The 15,944-nt window shown below is 65.8% G+C and carries 16 protein-coding genes; 10 read left to right on the top strand and 6 right to left on the bottom strand.

The annotated features are described in order from the left end of the window. Positions 1 to 2: 2 nt before the first annotated feature. Positions 3 to 842: a diacylglycerol/lipid kinase family protein gene (locus M2333_RS12995; RefSeq protein WP_264612036.1), complete on the bottom strand. Its 840-nt coding sequence runs from the start codon at positions 840 to 842 to the stop codon at positions 3 to 5. Positions 843 to 1,033: 191 nt separating this feature from the next. Between M2333_RS12995 and M2333_RS12990 the strand changes: the two genes are divergently transcribed. The 5 genes from M2333_RS12990 to M2333_RS12970 all read left to right on the top strand — a co-directional run bounded on the left by M2333_RS12990 (position 1,034) and on the right by M2333_RS12970 (position 6,323). After that, positions 1,034 to 1,819, top strand: coding sequence for a succinate dehydrogenase iron-sulfur subunit (locus tag M2333_RS12990; RefSeq protein WP_264574082.1), 786 nt, complete (start codon positions 1,034 to 1,036; stop codon positions 1,817 to 1,819). A 41-nt stretch (positions 1,820 to 1,860) separates the two neighbouring features. Continuing rightward, positions 1,861 to 2,325 (top strand): GFA family protein, encoded by a 465-nt coding sequence (locus M2333_RS12985; RefSeq protein WP_181560956.1) that lies wholly within the window; start codon positions 1,861 to 1,863, stop codon positions 2,323 to 2,325. After that, positions 2,322 to 3,440 (top strand): cell division protein ZapE, encoded by a 1,119-nt coding sequence (gene zapE / locus M2333_RS12980; RefSeq protein WP_264574084.1) that lies wholly within the window; start codon positions 2,322 to 2,324, stop codon positions 3,438 to 3,440. Before M2333_RS12985 ends, zapE begins: the two co-directional genes overlap by 4 nt. 85 nt (positions 3,441 to 3,525) lie before the next feature. Beyond that, entirely contained in the window at positions 3,526 to 5,193 is a 1,668-nt protein-coding gene (locus M2333_RS12975) for a hypothetical protein (protein WP_264612035.1), read from the top strand. After that, on the top strand, positions 5,190 to 6,323 hold the full coding sequence (locus M2333_RS12970) for a glycosyltransferase family 2 protein (RefSeq protein WP_319801309.1): 1,134 nt from the start codon (positions 5,190 to 5,192) through the stop codon (positions 6,321 to 6,323). Before M2333_RS12975 ends, M2333_RS12970 begins: the two co-directional genes overlap by 4 nt. Positions 6,324 to 6,333: 10 nt before the next feature. Here M2333_RS12970 and M2333_RS12965 read toward each other — a convergent pair whose 3' ends face one another. Further along, the gene (locus M2333_RS12965; protein ID WP_264612034.1) at positions 6,334 to 7,797 is read right to left on the bottom strand and encodes a glycosyltransferase family 39 protein; all 1,464 of its coding nucleotides are present in this window, start codon (positions 7,795 to 7,797) and stop codon (positions 6,334 to 6,336) included. Positions 7,798 to 7,969: 172 nt separating this feature from the next. Here M2333_RS12965 and sppA point away from each other — a divergent pair, with 172 nt between their 5' ends. Both sppA and M2333_RS12955 read left to right on the top strand, forming a co-directional pair. Then, positions 7,970 to 9,865, top strand: a complete 1,896-nt coding sequence (sppA, locus tag M2333_RS12960; protein ID WP_413716528.1) for a signal peptide peptidase SppA — start codon at positions 7,970 to 7,972, stop codon at positions 9,863 to 9,865. Between the two features lie 2 nt (positions 9,866 to 9,867). Beyond that, a complete protein-coding gene (locus M2333_RS12955; RefSeq protein WP_264612032.1) occupies positions 9,868 to 10,266 on the top strand; it encodes a GFA family protein in 399 nt (132 codons plus the stop codon). Here the strand turns inward: M2333_RS12955 and M2333_RS12950 are convergent. Continuing rightward, complete coding sequence (locus M2333_RS12950) at positions 10,242 to 10,907, bottom strand: trimeric intracellular cation channel family protein (protein ID WP_264612031.1); 666 nt, start codon at positions 10,905 to 10,907, stop codon at positions 10,242 to 10,244. The two genes, M2333_RS12955 and M2333_RS12950, sit on opposite strands and share 25 nt — an antisense overlap. Before the next feature lie 131 nt (positions 10,908 to 11,038). On the opposite strand from M2333_RS12950, the gene M2333_RS12945 reads away from it, so the two are divergent. Continuing rightward, entirely contained in the window at positions 11,039 to 11,617 is a 579-nt protein-coding gene (locus M2333_RS12945; RefSeq protein ID WP_264604521.1) for an NADPH-dependent FMN reductase, read from the top strand. A gap of 2 nt (positions 11,618 to 11,619) precedes the next feature. Here M2333_RS12945 and M2333_RS12940 read toward each other — a convergent pair whose 3' ends face one another. Next, complete coding sequence (locus tag M2333_RS12940; protein ID WP_264612030.1) at positions 11,620 to 12,297, bottom strand: YggS family pyridoxal phosphate-dependent enzyme; 678 nt, start codon at positions 12,295 to 12,297, stop codon at positions 11,620 to 11,622. 94 nt (positions 12,298 to 12,391) lie between these two features. Between M2333_RS12940 and M2333_RS12935 the strand changes: the two genes are divergently transcribed. Further along, on the top strand, positions 12,392 to 12,928 hold the full coding sequence (locus tag M2333_RS12935) for a thiamine phosphate synthase (RefSeq protein WP_264574092.1): 537 nt from the start codon (positions 12,392 to 12,394) through the stop codon (positions 12,926 to 12,928). On the opposite strand, the gene M2333_RS12930 is transcribed toward M2333_RS12935, so the two are convergent. Both M2333_RS12930 and M2333_RS12925 read right to left on the bottom strand, forming a co-directional pair. Beyond that, positions 12,921 to 14,216 carry an SGNH/GDSL hydrolase family protein gene (locus M2333_RS12930; protein ID WP_264612029.1) on the bottom strand — a complete coding sequence of 432 codons (1,296 nt, stop codon included), beginning with the start codon at positions 14,214 to 14,216 and terminating at the stop codon, positions 12,921 to 12,923. The genes M2333_RS12935 and M2333_RS12930 overlap by 8 nt on opposite strands. A gap of 153 nt (positions 14,217 to 14,369) precedes the next feature. Continuing rightward, entirely contained in the window at positions 14,370 to 15,128 is a 759-nt protein-coding gene (locus M2333_RS12925; RefSeq protein WP_264612028.1) for a hypothetical protein, read from the bottom strand. 349 nt (positions 15,129 to 15,477) lie between these two features. Here M2333_RS12925 and M2333_RS12920 point away from each other — a divergent pair, with 349 nt between their 5' ends. Beyond that, positions 15,478 to 15,927 (top strand): DUF3576 domain-containing protein, encoded by a 450-nt coding sequence (locus M2333_RS12920; protein WP_264574095.1) that lies wholly within the window; start codon positions 15,478 to 15,480, stop codon positions 15,925 to 15,927. Positions 15,928 to 15,944 lie beyond the last annotated feature (17 nt).

Below are 15,944 nucleotides of genomic sequence, written 5' to 3'. Positions count from 1 at the left end.
GCTCAGCGCCAGCCTGCGTCCCCCTGTGCGGCGAAGAAGCGCACGCCTGATTGCGCGCTGCGGAGGTTGAAGGGCGCCTTGGTGGTCGCCTTCTCGCCATCGACGAGCAGGTCCAGCGTCTTGCCGGCGCTTTCGATCTCCAGATGATCGGCGGTGCCGAGCGATTCGGAAGGCCCATTGCGGAAATCGCCCGAGAGCCAGGCCCAGCCATGCGCGAACAGCTCGCCGGCATTGCGGGCGAGCACGCCATAGGCATGCAGGCCCTGCTTGGCCGGCTCGACGAAGATCGCGGGATAATCGCGCGGATCGCCGACGAGGGAGACGGCCGGGGCCTCGAAGGTGGCGGTGATGGCCTCCGGCACCTTTTCCGCCAGCGCGGCGAGATCATGATTGCGCAGCGCCTCGCGCACATTGCCCCACGCGGCCGTGGGACCGACGATGATGCCGGTATAGGCGGTGATCTTGTCTGCCTCGATCACCGGCACGGCCATCACGGTCCCCTTGTCCGCCAGATAGGCCTTGGCGATGGCGAGCGGATCGAGATTGCCGTGGAGCCGGTGGGCCAGCAGGTTCATCGTGCCGCCGGGCAGCGCGAGCAGGGTGCCATCCCAGCCGGCGAGCGCCTGCGCCGTGGAGGCCAGCGAGCCATCCCCGCCGAGAATGATGACGAGGCCGATGCCGCGCTCACGGGCCTGCGCGGCGTTTGGCAGCGGGCCGTCGTCGATGGGCCGGGCGGTGCCGATGGGCCGGCCGGCCTGCGCGAACGCGGCCTGGATCGCGGACACCAGCGCAGGATCGCATGTGCCGCTGCGCTCATTATAGATGAAGAGGGAGTCGCTCATTGTGACCGTCATGCTCGCCGGGAACGTCTGGCGGGGTGTTTGGATGCAGGATGGCGGTGGTTACAAGCAATTTCGCTTGGCCTCCGCTCGGTGCTTGAGCCGCGCGGACACACGCGCTAGGACGCCGCATTGCTTTTATTGCGGCGCGGCATCAAGCGCCCGATCAGCCAGCAGGCGGCAGGAAACAGACGATGGCCGAATTCTCCCTCCCCGCAAACAGCGTCGTTCGCAAGAACGGGACCGTGCACAAGGCGCAGGACGGCGCCACGAACGTCAAGACGTTCAAGGTCTATCGCTACGATCCGGATAGCGGCGAGAACCCCCGCTACGACACGTTCGAGATCGATCTCGATAAATGCGGGCCGATGGTGCTCGATGCGCTCATCAAGATGAAGGGCGAGCAGGATTCGTCGCTGACCTTTCGCCGCTCCTGCCGCGAGGGCATTTGCGGCTCCTGCTCGATGAACATCAACGGCAAGAACGGCCTCGCCTGCACGACCGCGATCGAGGATTGCAAGGGCGAGGTCCGCATCACGCCACTGCCGCATATGGACGTGATCAAGGATCTCGTGCCGGACTTCACGCATTTCTATGCGCAATACAGCTCGATCAAGCCCTGGCTGCAGACCGTCACCCCGCCGCCGAGCGGCAAGGAGCGGCTGCAGAGCCCCGAGGATCGCGAGAAGCTGGACGGGCTCTACGAGTGCATCCTGTGCGCCTGCTGCTCCTCGAGCTGCCCGAGCTACTGGTGGAATTCCGATCGCTTCCTCGGCCCGGCGATCCTGCTCCAGGCCTATCGCTGGCTGGCCGACTCGCGCGACGAGATGACCGGTGAGCGCCTCGATGATCTGGAAGATCCCTTCCGCCTCTATCGCTGCCACACCATCATGAACTGCGCCAATGTGTGCCCCAAGGGCCTGTCGCCCGCCAAGGCCATTGCCGAGACGCGAAAGATGATGGTCGAACGCGCGATTTGACGTCACAGTCGACCGAGACAACGACAATTCGGAGATCGGCGATGGTGAAGGAAGGCGAAGTTCTGGATGGCGGCTGCCTGTGCGGAGAGCTCCGCTACAAGCTGACCGGGCCGACGCTGTGGGTGTCCCAATGCTGCTGCAAGGATTGCCAGAAGGCGACCGGCACCGGCCACACCACGATCATCGGCATTCATAACAGCCAGCTCGCCATCGAGGGCACGCCCAAGACCTATACCAACCATGGCGATACCGGCGGGGATGTGACGCGGCATTTCTGCGGAACATGCGGCGGGCGGATTTTCACCTCCGGCACGCTGCCGGGCGAGTTCATCATGGTGCAGGCCGGGTCTCTCGACGAGCCCGACCGCGTGTCGCCGCAAAGCGTCATCTACATGAAGGATGCCGTGGCCTGGGACTATTTCGACCCGGCTCTGCCCAAATATGAGATCATGCAACCGCGCGTGCAGCACAGCGCCCCGGCGGAGGCCTCCCCGCGCGACGCATGAGTGGCCTGCTCTCCTGTTATGACGACCTTATCGCCGCTGGAGAGCTGAAACCCGATCCGGATCAGCGCGCTGCCGCGATCCGGCTCGACCGGCTGCAGCAGGAGCTGGAAGCCGCGCCGAAGAAAGGCTCCGTGCTCTGGCGGATGCTCCGCAAGGCGCCCGAGCCGATCCGCGGCGTGTACCTCTGGGGTGGCGTCGGGCGCGGCAAGTCCATGCTGATGGACCTGATGCGCGATTGCCTGGATGGCCCCGCCAAGCGCCGCATCCACTTCCACGAGTTCATGCTCGATGTGCATGCGCGGCTGAGGGCGGTGCGCGAGAGCGAGAGCGGCGACCCGATTGCACCCGTCGCCGCGCAACTCGCGGCCGAGGCCAAGGTGCTGCTGTTCGATGAAATGGTGGTCAACAACATGGCGGATGCCGCCATCATGTCCCGCCTGTTCACCGCGCTGTTCGATGCCGGGGTGACGCTGGTCGCCACCTCCAACCGCGCGCCGGACGATCTCTACAAGGATGGGCTCAACCGCGAGCTTTTCCTGCCCTTTATCGATCTGCTCAAGGCGCGCCTCGACGTGGTGCCGCTCAACGGGCCGACCGATTATCGGCTGGATCGGCTGGGCGGCATGGACATCTGGCATGTCCCCAATGGCGATGAGACCACCGCCAAGCTGCGCGAAATCTTCTTCCGCCTGACGGATTATCCGCCCGAAGACAGCGCCAATGTGCCGAGCGAGGAATTGAGCGTCGGTGGCGGGCGCAGCCTGCAGGTGCCCAAGAGCCTCAAGGGCGTGGCGGTGTTTTCCTTCAAGCGCCTGTGCGGAGAAGCGCGCGGCGCGGCGGATTATCTTGCCATTGCGCGGCGCTTCCACAGCGTCATCATCGTCGGCATTCCGGTGCTCGGCCCGGAAAACCGCAACGAGGCCGCGCGTTTCGTTACGCTGATCGACGCCCTGTACGAGCATAAGGTCAAGCTGATCGCCGGTGCGGACGCCCTGCCGCAGCATCTCTATCCGCAGGGGGATGGCAAGTTCGAGTTCGAGCGGACGGTCTCCCGCCTGATGGAAATGCAGTCGCTGGAGTATCTCGCGCTCGGCCATGGCGCGCACGCCAGTTGACGTAAAATTAGGCTGCCGGTGCTAGCGGCTGGCTGAATGATGATCTGATATGCGGGCCGGCGGGCCTGTGGGACGTGGGGAATCAATGAAGCAGGGGTCCAGCGGTGCAGGACGGCTTTGGCTTGCGGCCACGCCCGTCCTCGTGATTTTTGCCATCGCGGCAGTCCTCTTCGCGCGCCTCCAGAATATCTGGATCGACGAGACGACCCAGATGTCCGGCGTCACCCTCGCGCCCGGCACGCTGCTCTCCTGGCTGGCCGGCGGCTATGATGCCGGGTTCGGCGTGCCGGACGACCGGATGCCGCCGCTCAGCTACTTTATCGATATGATCGGCTGGCACCTGTGGGGCGCCAATGAACTGGCGTTCCGGCTTTATCATGCCGCGATCACGGCCGGCGGCATCCTGATCCTGATGCGCGCGCTGGCATCCCGCTACGGGTTGCGCGCGGCCCTGATTGCCGGGCTGCTGCTGGTGCTTTCCCCCCGCCTGGTCTCCATGGCCGTCGAAATCCGCGCCTATCCCATCCTTCTCGCTATCAGTTGTGCGCAGGCGGCGATGGTGATTCGCGGCGACGTGGCGCAAAGCGTGCGGCGGCTGGGCCTGTTCGTGCTGCTCGGTGTGCTGAGCGGCTACACGCACTTCTTCGGCATCGTTGCGACATCGGCCTATACGCTGGCCATCTTCATCGATGCGCGGACTATGCGCGCCGCCGTGCGGGTGGTGCTGGCCTATGCGCTGCTGTTGCTGCTGTGGGCAGGACTGGCGCCCTTCGTTCTGGGTGCGGCCAATCTGAGTTCGCCGGCGCCCGGTTCCGCCGCGCCGGCCGGCGGCGTCGGTCTGGGCGATATCGCGGCCTTTCTGGCGCAGATGCTGGTGAGTGGCGCAACCTTGGTCGATCTGCCGGTGGCCGCCTTGTGCTTTGCGGGTGGCGCCATCCTTCTGCTCGTCGCGGCAGTCGGCCTTGGTGGGCAGGTTGCGACACGCGGAACAGCCATCCGCCACGATCCGGTCATCGGCCTGATCCTGACGTTGGCCGCGGGCATGATCGTGACCATCGCGGCGGCGCTGCTGGTCTCGCAATTCGATGCGCTCGCGCCGCGCTATAATATCTGGATGCTGGCGCCGCTCGCGGTGATCCTCGCGCTCGCCGCTGACGGGGCCATTGCGAAGCGCGGGCGGATCGCCGACTGGGTTCGCCACGCAGGCACCGCCCTGCTGGTCATTGGCAGTGCGGCGGCGCTGGTCATGTTCCTGGTGCGGGCCGACTGGTTCATCCACGGGCCTTCGCGCACGCTGGAGGCCATGGTGGCCAAGGCGGAGAAGCCGCTCGCTGTGCTGCATGTTGGCGATGCCTGGGCATGGGCCTATTTCCCGCTCTATCGCACCCATCGCGACGATCTGCCGCAATGGCTGCTGACGGCGGACGGGCAATCCGCGATTCGGATCACGCGCGGCGGCGATCCGGGTGGGCCGCCGCAGCCGCTGACGGCGCTGGCCGACCACGCCACGTTGCTGGTCAGCCATGTCGAACTGAAGAGCCACAACGATCTGCGCGCCTTGGCGCGGGGGGAGACGCCCGCGCCGGCGAGGGATCTGGTCCCCGCCCTGACGGCGGCTGGATGGCGCCCGGCGGAAACAATCGATCGTCCCGGTAATTTCGCCTTCACCGGTACGCTGTACCATCATCCCGACCCTGCATCAGCGCCGACCCGTCAACCCGCCGCGCCAGCCATTGAGGACCTTTCCGAGTGACCATCCAGACCATGACAGACGCTCCGGTCGCGGCGCAGATGCTTCCGGCCGAGCTTGCGATCGTCGTTCCGACTTTCAACGAAGCGCAGAATGTGGCCCTGCTCGCCGATCTGGTCGACAAGGCCCTGCCGGGCGTCGCCTGGGAGCTGGTGTTCGTGGACGATAATTCGCCCGACGATACCTCCGGCAAGGTGCGGGCGCTGGCTCAGCGCGATCCGCGTGTGCGCATTCTCCATCGCTTCGGGCGGCGCGGCCTGTCGAGCGCCTGTGTCGAGGGCATTCTTGCGACGTCCGCCCCTTATGTGGCGATCATGGATGCCGATCTTCAGCACGATGAGAGCGTGCTCAAGATCATGTTCGAGCGGATCAGGGCGGACGATGTCGATCTGATGGTCGGCAGCCGCTATGTCGAAGGCGGCGGCATGGGCGACTGGAGCGAGAGCCGCCAGCGGATGAGCCAGTTCGCCACCAAGCTGGCGCTCAAGCTGACCAAGACGCCGATTTCCGACCCGATGAGCGGCTTCATGATGATGCGGCGGGATGCCTTCATGCGCTCGCTGCCCAATCTCTCCACGGTGGGCTTCAAAATCCTGCTGGATATCGCGGCCAGCGCACCAACGCCGCTGCGGGTCGCGGAAGTGCCCTACACCTTCCGCACGCGCCAGTTCGGCGAGAGCAAGCTCGATAGCCTGGTGCTGTGGGAATATGTACAGCTGCTCATGGACAAGGCGGTGGGCCATATCGTGCCCGTCCGCTTCCTGAGCTTCGCCATGGTCGGCGGCACGGGTGTGGTCGTCCACTTTGCCGTGCTGACGCTGCTGTTCGTGGCGCTGGGCATGAGCTTCGCGGTGGCGCAGACCGCAGCGACGCTCGTCGCCATCACCAGCAACTTCCTGCTCAACAACATGTTCACCTACCGCGACCAGCGCCTGCAGGGCTGGGGATTGCTGCGCGGCTGGATCACCTTCAATCTCGTCTGTGCCTTCGGTGCTGCGGCGAATGTCGGCGTGGCAGACTGGCTGTTCGTCAACAATGGCTACTGGGCACTCTCCGCACTGGCAGGCATTCTGGTCAGCGTGGTGTGGAATTATGTGATGTCCGCCTTCTTCACCTGGAAGAAGAAGGGCTGAGCGCAGCAGATCATTCGAACATAACGAAGCGGTGGTAAGCCTCGGTCCGGTCGTCCCGGACCGGGCTAATTCGCGCTAACCGGGTAACCATGGCGCTCCAAGCCTCGCCCAAATCGGAATCGAACGGCGGACGCTGTTCAAAAACCAGGATCGTTGGCGGACACTTGTTGATGGCATCGGCACACCGCCTAAGCTGACTGGCAATTGCGACTTCATCCGCCTCCGGGCTTCTCCGGCTAAGCACATGCCAAGTCGAGGCAGGCAGTCGGTAGGCGGCGAGCTCGCGCGTGAGCTGCTCATCATAATAGACGGTCGCGCCGCGCCAACCTGAAGCCTTAGCGGCAATCGCCTCTCCAGGGTTGGGCAGGCGGTGTGCAGGGTAGTCAGGCAGAAGCGCCCAGATATGAGCGATCGCGAGGAGGAGGAGCACGAGCGGGCGCAAGCTGCGCGGCAGGCTCATCACGGAAAAAGCGAGCAAAATCGGCAACATCACGAGAGCGCCCATGAACGATCGCGCGAGGTAGATAGGCTTGAAGACGCCGACAAGGGCGAAGAGAAGTGGCCCCAGCACCAGAAAGGTCATCATGAAGATGAACAGCCGCGGGGATTGCTTCCACAGTTGCAGGGCCCCGAAGACATACAGACTTACAACAACGATCTTGGCGAGCGCCGGAAAGGCGATGGCCGTCATCGTCTGTTCGTAGAAGACCTTCACGTCTGTGGGTGCGATCCAGCTGTTGCGGACCGCACCTTCCGTCATCGCGTAGCCCAGAAAATGGACCGACTGTGGAATGCACAGCAGGGCCGCGACGGCGATGCACGCACTCAGCAGCCAAAACAGTCGCCAGTCGCGATCATAAATCAGCAGCAGAAGCGTTGCTGCGCCAAAGAGGACCATGAAGAGCAGCGAGACATATTGGAGGTAAAATGTAAGGGCGAGGAAGAGTGTAAAGCCAATGGCGCATCGCCACTGTCTCGTCCTCGGCATGTCGCGCTGTCGGAGCAACTCGAGGTAGAAGTAGGTTGCCCACAGCATTGCGAAGGCAATGACGCCGTAAAAGCGGATTTCCCGGGTGTAATGAACATTCAGCGGGTGAAAAATGAAAAACAGTCCGGCGAGGATCGCTGCCGGCAGGCCGAGCCAGTTCCGCGCAATCAGGAAGAGTGCAGGCACAGAAAGAGCACCGATGAACGCCGGTAGCGCGCGCATCGCAGTGCGGCTGTCACCGAATACGGATATCCAGGCCTTGAGCAGGACGGTAAAGGTCGGCGGATGTACATCCGTGGTGCGATGAAGCGAGAAGTGGTGGGCGTAAGTTTCGCGGGTATAGAGCCAGGTGAAGATCTCATCTTGCCAAAGAACCGGATGCTCTATCCAGAACAGTCGGACCACGGCCGCGAGAGAAACCAGAAAGGCCAGAAGGCCCGCCTGTCGATAGGTCCGATCCCCAATCCATGCAGCAAAACTTGACATATGGTCCCCCCACCCGGCTGCTGCATATCCACATTCCCGCAAGCCGCAAAGAACAACCCTTGTTCAGTGAGCGCCCTGACTGAGCGTGCTCTTCGGAGGTGCCTGCATCTGACGGGAACGTGCATCGGGCAGGAAGATGCGCTAGCGAAGCGGCAAAGGAGCCGCCAACGTGCTGAGTCTTGTGAAAACTGCCTGGAAAATCATGATGGGGGTGAAGGACGCGCTGGTCCTGCTCTTCCTCATCCTCTTCTTCGCGATGCTCTATGCCGGCCTCAAGGCGGCGCGGATGGAAGAGAGCTTTCCGGCCAGCGGCGCGCTCTATCTTGCGCTGGACAGGCCGATCGTCGAGCAGCCGCGGCCGATCGATCAATATGCGATGGTCGCGGGCACCGGCGGGTCGGGCGAGTATCGCCTGCGCGACGTGGTGCGCGCCATCGAGGCGGCGGCCGGCGACAGCGCGATCAAGGCCGTGGTGCTCGATCTGGATGGCTTTGGCGGCGGCGGTCAGGTCGCGATGCAGCGCGTGGGCGAGGCGCTCGACAAGGTGCGCGCGGCGGGCAAGCCGGTGCTCACCCGCGCCTCTTATTATGACGATGCCAGCTACATGCTGGCCGCCCATGCCAGCGAGGTGTGGCTCGATCCGCTCGGCATGGTCGGGGTGACCGGGCCGGGCGGGAGCAATCTCTACTTCAAGGGCCTGATCGACCGGCTGGGGGTGAAGGCGCATGTCTACCGCGTCGGCAGCTTCAAGAGCGCGGTGGAGCCCTATACGCAGGCCGAACAATCGCCCGAGGCGCGCGCCGCCAATGAGGCGCTGGTGACGGCGATCTGGTCCGACTGGCTGGCGCATGTCGGCAAGGCGCGCCCGGCGGCGCGGGTGCGGGATTATCTGGCCGATCCGCTGGCGCTGCTGCGCGCCAATGGCGGCGATACCGCCAAGGCGGCGCAGGCGGCGGGGCTGGTCGACAAGCTCGGCGACCCGGTGACGTTCGGCAATCATGTTGCCGAAATCGTCGGGGAGGCGAGCGACCCGCGGCCGGGCGATTATGCCGCCATCCCGTTCGAGGGCTATTTGCGCAAGCATAAGGAAGGCAGCGGCGGGCAGGTCGGCGTCGTCACCGTCGCCGGAGAAATCGTGGATGGCGAAGCGGCGCCCGGCCAAGCCGGGGGCACCAGCGTCGCCAGTCTCATCAACGATGCGGTGGCCGAGGATTCGGTGAAGGCACTGGTGCTGCGCGTCGATTCGCCGGGCGGATCGGCGGCGGCGGCGGAGGAAATCCGCCTCGCGCTGGCGCAGGCGCGCGCCAAGGGCCTGCCGATCGTCGTCTCGATGGGGAATGTCGCGGCCAGCGGCGGCTATTGGGTCAGCACGGCCAGCGACATGATCTTTGCCGAGCCGGCGACGATCACCGGGTCGATTGGCGTGTTCGGCATATTGCCGAGCTTCGAGGATGCGCTCGCCAAGGTCGGCATCACCAGCGACGGCGTGAAGGCGACGCCGCTCTCCGGCGAGCCGGATGTGATCGGCGGGGTGAGCCCCGAGTTCAACGCGCTGGCGCAGGCGAGCGTGGAGGATATCTACGGCAAGTTCATCGGGCTGGTCGCCAGCAACCGCAAGATGACGCCGCAGCGCGTCAACGAGATCGCGCAGGGCCGGGTGTGGGCCGGCGGCATGGCGCATCAGCTCAAGCTGGTCGACCGCTTCGGCGGGCTGGAAGAGGCCGTGGCGGAAGCCGCGCGGCGCGCCAAGCTGAGCGGCGATGCGGCAAGCGCGCGCTATTTCGACCCCGAGCCGGATTCGCTGGCGCAGTTCCTCGGCATGTTCCTGAGCGGGGAGGCCAGAGCGCCCGCCATCACCGCGCCGCGCGATCTGCTGAGCTATGCGGCGCGGCAGCAGCGGCAGATTGCCGTGCGCATCATGCGTGATCTGCAGGGGCTGGTCGAGGGGCCGTCCATCCGCGCGGACTGCCTGGAGTGCCGCGCCTTTACGCCCGCCAGCGCCATGACGTCGGGCGAGCAGGCCGGCTGGCTCGGCATCCTCCTTGGCGCTGCCCAGCGGCCGCTCTGAGAATGGCGGCCGCGATCACCGGCGGCTGCCTGTGCGGTGCCTGCCGCTATGCGACCGATGCGGCGCCGATCAACATTCGCGCCTGCCATTGCCGGCTCTGCCAAAAGGCGACGGGCGCACCGCTTTATGCGCGGGTGCTGGTGCCGCTCGATGCCGTCCGCATCGAAGGTCCGGTGGGATGGCATCACAGCTCGGCGGCTTTGCGACGCGGCTTCTGCACCGCATGCGGCACCACCTTGTTCTCGGAGCGCGCCTCGGCCAATGTGATCGGTCTTGCCATTGGCAGTCTGGATGAACCGGAGCGCTACTCGCCGACCGAGCATATCTGGACCTCAAGCGCGCTGAGCTGGCTGACATCGGCCGATGATCTGCCGCATTATCCCGAGGGGCCACCCGCCTGATCCGGGCTGTTGCCGGTGCGATAATGCGGGAGCGCAAGGCCGCGCACGATGGCAACGGCGCGCAGGATGAAGCCGGCGAGGACGGCCAGCACGGCGGCCCAGGGGGCGGCGATGCCGATGCTGGCCAGCAGGGCATAGAGGCCCGCCGACAGGGCGGCGGCGGTCACATAGATTTCCGGACGCAGCACGATGGAGGGGTGGCCGGCCAGCAGATCGCGGATGATGCCGCCCACACAGGCCGTGATGATGCCCATCAGCGCGCCGATGAAGGGCGGGATGTCCAGGCTCATGGCCTTGGCGGTGCCGAACACGGCGAAGGCAACCAGCCCCACGGCGTCCAGCCAGTCGAGCGCTCGCTCGCTCCACCAGCGCTCGGGCGTCATCCACACCACCAGCGATGCACCGAGGCAGATGAGCGCTGGGCGCACATCGTGAATCCAGAAGACCGGCGCGCCGATCAGCAGATCGCGCACCGTGCCGCCGCCAACGCCGGTGGCGATGGCAAAGAAGGCGAAGGTGACGAGGGTCTGGCCGAGGCGCGCCGCAGCCAGCGCGCCCGAGGCTGCAAAGACGAAGATGCCCACCAGCCCCATGGCGGAGAGCAGCGCATCGACGGGTACGGGCAGATCCTGCGGTGTCATGCGCCTTCCTTAGCGCAGCTCGGCGGGCTTTCCATCTCTGCTGCCCCCTCGGCTGATACGGCGTTTCGCCAGTCGCACAGGATGGGACAGGCTGCTAGGCTCGCGCCGACATTGCCACGGAGCCTGACAATATGAGCCTTTCGCTTCTCGTCTTCTATGGATCCTATCGGGAGGCGCGCGCCGGCATAAGGCTCGCCGACTATTGCGTGCGCACGCTGTCCGAACGGGGCCATAAGGTGGAGCTGATCGATGCGCGCGCGGTCGGCCTGCCGATGCTGGACAAGCGCCTCTCCGATTATGCGCCCGGCACGGCCCCTGCCGAGATGACGGCGCTGGCTGACAAGATCAGCGCGGCCGATGGCTTCGTGTTCGTCACCGGCGAGTATAATTCAGGTCTGCAGCCGGGCCTCAAGAATCTCATCGACCATTATTATCAGGAATGGCGGCGGCGGCCGGCCGGCATTGTCAGCTATTCGGCAGGGCGGATGGCGGGCGCGCGCTCCAGCTACGCCTGGCACCCGACGCTGACGACGCTGGGCATCGCCGTGATTCCCGCCAGCGTGGCAGTCGGTGGGATCACGGACAGCCTCGATGCGGCCGGCGAACCAAGCGGCGCGGGTGGCGCGGCGCTTGTGCGCAGCTTCACCGGCTTTGCGGACGAGCTGGAATGGTGGGCCGGCGCGGTGAAAGCGCAGCGCAGGCCGGGCTGACGTCAGATGGCGTCGCGGGTGCCGAATAAAGCGGTGCCCACGCGCACATGGGTGGCGCCGAGCATCACAGCCGTCTCATAATCGCCGGACATGCCCATGGAGCGGCCCGGCAATTCATGATCGCGGGCGAGCTTGTCGAGCAGGGCGAAATAGGGCGCGGCCTCGACCTCAGCGGGGGGCACGCACATGAGCCCGACGACCGGCAGGTCCGCCGCGCGCGCCTGCGCCAGCAAGGCCGGTACATCGGCGATGGCGCAGCCGCCCTTCTGCTCTTCTTCGCCGATATTGACCTGCAGGAAGCAGTCCGGCCGGCGGCCCGCCTTGTCCATGGCCTTGGCCAGCGCCGCGATCAGCGAGGCGCGGTCGACGCCATGAATGGCATCGAACAGCGCGACCGCATCCTCCGCCTTGTTGGACTGAAGCTGGCCGACGAGGTGGAGGCGGATATCGGGACAGGCCTCGCGCAGCGCCGGCCATTTGGCCTGCGCTTCCTGCACGCGGTTTTCGCCGAACACGCGCTGCCCGGCCTCGATGAGCGGGCGCACCGCCTCGGCCGGATGCGTCTTGCTGACGGCGATCAGCGTCACCGACCCCGCGGGACGACTTGCGACACGCTCGACCCTGCTAATCGCATCCCGCACATGTGCCAACCGGCTCTCGGCCGTGCCCTCAGCGCTCATTTGATTATTTTGCCCATTCATCGGCGCCGCTATAAAAGGCGCGATGCACGCAGGCCAAGGCAAATCGCGCACTCCCCTGCCAACCTTGTGGCTGATGAGCGACGAGCGCGTTGCGACGGACGATCTGCTGCGCGCCATCGCGCGTCTGCCGCGCCATTCGGCCATTGTGCTGCGCCATTATCGCCTCGACCCCATCGCACGGCGGGCCTTGTTCAATCAGGTGCGGCGGGCAGCGCGCAAGCGCCATTGCCGCATTCTGCTGGCCGGCGATGCGGACATGGCCCGGCACTGGGGGGCAGATGGCCATCATGGTCCGGCGCGGGGGCCGCGCGACTCGCGCTGGCTGCATAGCGCGCCGGCGCACAGCCATAGGGAAGCGTTGGCCGCGCAGGGCGCCGGTGCGGACGTTGTGCTGCTCTCGCCGCTGTTTCGCACGCGTTCGCACCCCGGCGCGCGACCACTCGGCCCTGCACGCTTTGCGGCGCTCGCGCGGCTTGCGACCCTGCCGGTGATCGCGCTCGGCGGGGTCCACCCGCGCCACGCCGCCTTGGTGCGGCGCCTTGGGGCTGTGGGTTATGCGGCCATCGACGGGTTGACGCCCAGACGTGGCCCGCGCGGTGGCGCTATTTGAACAGCGAGAGGTCGATGGACGCGGCCAGCGCCTCATAACCCGCGTCGGTGCCGTGCAGGAAGTCGCCCATATGATAGCCGGGCCGCATCTGCTGGGGATTGGCGGGGTCCGCAAAGGCGGCGTCGAAATCCAGCCAGGCATCGAAGATCGTACCGGAGCGGATGGCGGCATTGATGCCTTGCCGTACGGCCTCGGCCTCCGGCGTCCAGTAGGTCGCGCCTTTATAGGGGGCGATCGTCGCGCCGACCGCGGTGATGCCGCGCGCCCGCGCCCGCTCGGCGATCTGGCGATAGCCTTCCAGCATCGTCTCCAGCGTTACCTTGGTGCCATCGGCGAGGACATTGGGCCGGCCAGCCTGCTGGGCCATGCGCTCGGCGCCAAAGGCGATGCCAAGATCGTTCACGCCCTCGAACACGATCAGATAGCGGATGCCGGGCAGGGCGAGGATGTCACGGTCCAGACGGGCCAGCGCGCTATCGCCAAAGCCATCGCTGAGCACGCGATTGCCGCTGATGCCCTGATTGGCGATGCCCCACTTGCCGGGATTCGCCGCCAGCAGACGGGCGGCGAGGAAGTCCGGCCAGCGCCGGTTCGCGCCGGGCGTGGAGCCGATGCCGTCGGTGATCGAATCGGCCAGCATGGCAATCGTCCCGGCACCGTCCTGCGCATCGACTTCCAAGGCGGCGAGGAAGGGGCGGTGCGGGCCTTGCTGCACAGGCTCGAAGGGCTTGCCGAGATAATTGCCAGGCGGCGAGACGCGCAGCGTATCCAGCCCGCTTTCATGGCAGGTGCAGGGGCCGGTATCGCCCGGCACATAAATCTGCACGGAAAGGCGGGCGAGGTCCGGCACCGCCATGTCGATGCTGTCGCTCAGCAATGGTGCGCGCGCCGGGATGCGGGCTGTCGCCGCGCCGTCGAAGCGCAGCATCCGCGCCGAGCCCGGCACTTCGGCGCCTTGCGGATCGAGCAGGGCGATGCGCACCCCGCCGATCTCCAGCGGCTTCTCGCCATAGGCATTGGTGAGGCGCAGCCGCAGGGCCTTGCCGCCGGCCGCGATGCGGAGCGTCTGCACCAGCGTCTGATTGTTATAGCTTCTCGGCGCCATGAGCGGGCCAAGGTCCGTGCGGGGGCGGACCGGCGCGGCGGACCAGCTGGTGATCCAGTCTGCCCGGGCGGGGGCGGCCGAGAGAAGCAGGCCGAGGACCATGGCGACGATGCCCGTCGTGCGTCCGCTCCGGCTTTTTTCGGCGTGATCGCGACGATGATGAGCGATCTGATTTATGCGCATAGTCCCTCTCCCCGTTGCGGCGCCATCTGAAGGCCTGCACTGCGGTGCTGCCTTGTGGGGCGCCGCTGTGTCAATCATCGAGACGGAAGAACCACAGCACTTGCGGGCGCGACTCATCGCGTTCGCAAACGAGAGGTCAGCGCACAGGCGGGCTTAGAACTTGAATGTGGTCCCGACGTAGACGGCCTGGCTGTCCTGCGCCTGATCCGTGACGGTCGGCGCAAGCCGGTTGTTCGGGCCGGCATAGCGCACGCCTGCCTTCAGGTTCAGGTTGCGGGTCAGCGAGTAGCTGCTCGACAGATCGACGGCATAGCTGGGCTCGGTGCCGAGCGTGGCCGGCGTATCTTCCGCCGGGGAGGCGGCAGCGACTTCGCGGTGTTCAAGCTGGACATTCGCCGAGAAGCGCTCCTGCTTCGGGCGCAGCGTGAAGCTGGCGACCGGCTCGCTGATCGACTTCTCGATGATCGGGTCGAGCCTGGAGGATTCGATGCGGGTGCCCGGCGTGAACCGCGCGAGACCCTTGGTCACGCCCAGCCGGTATGCGACAGGCGCGACGCCGAGATTGGGCAGAACCCGCTCGGACCGGCCATCCAGCGCGGAGGCCATGGCGTTGGGCGTGCGGACGAGAATGGTCAGCGAGCGATTGCCGGCCGCCGAACCACTGGTCGGCGTGAAGCGGAAGCCCTTGCTCTGCGATTCGCGTGCGGCCTGGGCATAGGCCTTGGCCAGCTTCTCGTCATGGGTGACCGGCGTGAACGAACCGATGCTGCCCAGCATCTTCAGCGACACGCCGCTTTGATCCAGGCCCTTCGATTCTGCACCGAGAACAGCGGAAAGCGCCGGGGTGAGGGCGAGCGAAAGGGCGGCTGTCAAAGCCCCCGCCAACGCGATCTTTCCCGTCTTCACCGTCACCGTTCGCTCCCTGCGCCGACTCCATTTTGAGGGCCGGTCTGTGTTCTTATATCATGAGGGGATAGCGCGGACCAGAAGCAGAGACGATTCGCTGGAAAGCGTGACCGATTCTCCACAGTGGCCACCGGCGAGCCGGTTATCCCCTTATAATCCCTTCGTGAAACGACCATTGTTCAACACGGTTGCAAAAATCAACCCACCGCAACTGAAATTGCGCCGGGCCGATGCCGGCAGCGGCGCGAGCGGCAGAGCCCGCGCAATCCGCCACTTGTGCCGCCGCCCTGCCTCACTATAGAGGCTGATCGACAGGGAGCCCGGTCACCACCGGACATCACGGGATAGGCAACGCATGGTTCTGAGCGGACACAAGACTTTGAAGGGCGGCCTGCTGCTGGCGCTTTCCTGCGGGCTGCTGGCAGGCTGCGGTGGCGGGAAGGATCGCCCCAAGGCCGATCTGGCCGCCTCGCGCGTGACCAGCATCGGCATCAACGGCTATCTCTGGCGCGCCAGCCTCGAGACGCTGTCCTTCATGCCCCTGCTCCAGACCGATTCCAACGGCGGCGTGATCCTGACCGACTGGTACATCAATCCCGCCGCGACGAACGAGCGCATGAAGCTGACGGTGACGATCCTCGACCAGGATCTGCGGGCCGATGCCCTGCGCGTGGCGGCCAGCCGCCAGATGCTGCAGAACGGCCAGTGGATCGACGCCCCGGTGCAGGCGGCGACGACCCAGAAGCTTGAAGAAATCATCCTGACGCGTGCCCGCGACCTGCGGCGCCGCGCGATCAGCGGCTGACAAAGCCCGGCCTCGGC

The sequence above is a fragment of the Sphingobium sp. B11D3B genome (assembly GCF_025961735.1).
Taxonomy (GTDB): Bacteria; Pseudomonadota; Alphaproteobacteria; order Sphingomonadales; family Sphingomonadaceae; genus Sphingobium.
The sequence above is the reverse complement of the archived record's forward strand: the minus strand, read 5'-3'. Positions and strand labels throughout refer to the sequence as shown.

What these genes read in the sequence shown, in the direction of transcription:
- M2333_RS12995 (WP_264612036.1), bottom strand. Translation starts at nt 842, where the DNA reads ATGAGCGACTCCCTCTTCATCTATAATGAGCGCAGCGGCACATGCGAT.
- M2333_RS12990 (WP_264574082.1), top strand. Translation starts at nt 1,034, where the DNA reads ATGGCCGAATTCTCCCTCCCCGCAAACAGCGTCGTTCGCAAGAACGGG.
- M2333_RS12985 (WP_181560956.1), top strand. Translation starts at nt 1,861, where the DNA reads ATGGTGAAGGAAGGCGAAGTTCTGGATGGCGGCTGCCTGTGCGGAGAG.
- zapE (WP_264574084.1), top strand. Translation starts at nt 2,322, where the DNA reads ATGAGTGGCCTGCTCTCCTGTTATGACGACCTTATCGCCGCTGGAGAG.
- M2333_RS12975 (WP_264612035.1), top strand. Translation starts at nt 3,526, where the DNA reads ATGAAGCAGGGGTCCAGCGGTGCAGGACGGCTTTGGCTTGCGGCCACG.
- M2333_RS12965 (WP_264612034.1), bottom strand. Translation starts at nt 7,797, where the DNA reads ATGTCAAGTTTTGCTGCATGGATTGGGGATCGGACCTATCGACAGGCG.
- M2333_RS12955 (WP_264612032.1), top strand. Translation starts at nt 9,868, where the DNA reads ATGGCGGCCGCGATCACCGGCGGCTGCCTGTGCGGTGCCTGCCGCTAT.
- M2333_RS12950 (WP_264612031.1), bottom strand. Translation starts at nt 10,907, where the DNA reads ATGACACCGCAGGATCTGCCCGTACCCGTCGATGCGCTGCTCTCCGCC.
- M2333_RS12945 (WP_264604521.1), top strand. Translation starts at nt 11,039, where the DNA reads ATGAGCCTTTCGCTTCTCGTCTTCTATGGATCCTATCGGGAGGCGCGC.
- M2333_RS12940 (WP_264612030.1), bottom strand. Translation starts at nt 12,297, where the DNA reads ATGAGCGCTGAGGGCACGGCCGAGAGCCGGTTGGCACATGTGCGGGAT.
- M2333_RS12935 (WP_264574092.1), top strand. Translation starts at nt 12,392, where the DNA reads ATGAGCGACGAGCGCGTTGCGACGGACGATCTGCTGCGCGCCATCGCG.
- M2333_RS12930 (WP_264612029.1), bottom strand. Translation starts at nt 14,216, where the DNA reads ATGCGCATAAATCAGATCGCTCATCATCGTCGCGATCACGCCGAAAAA.
- M2333_RS12920 (WP_264574095.1), top strand. Translation starts at nt 15,478, where the DNA reads ATGGTTCTGAGCGGACACAAGACTTTGAAGGGCGGCCTGCTGCTGGCG.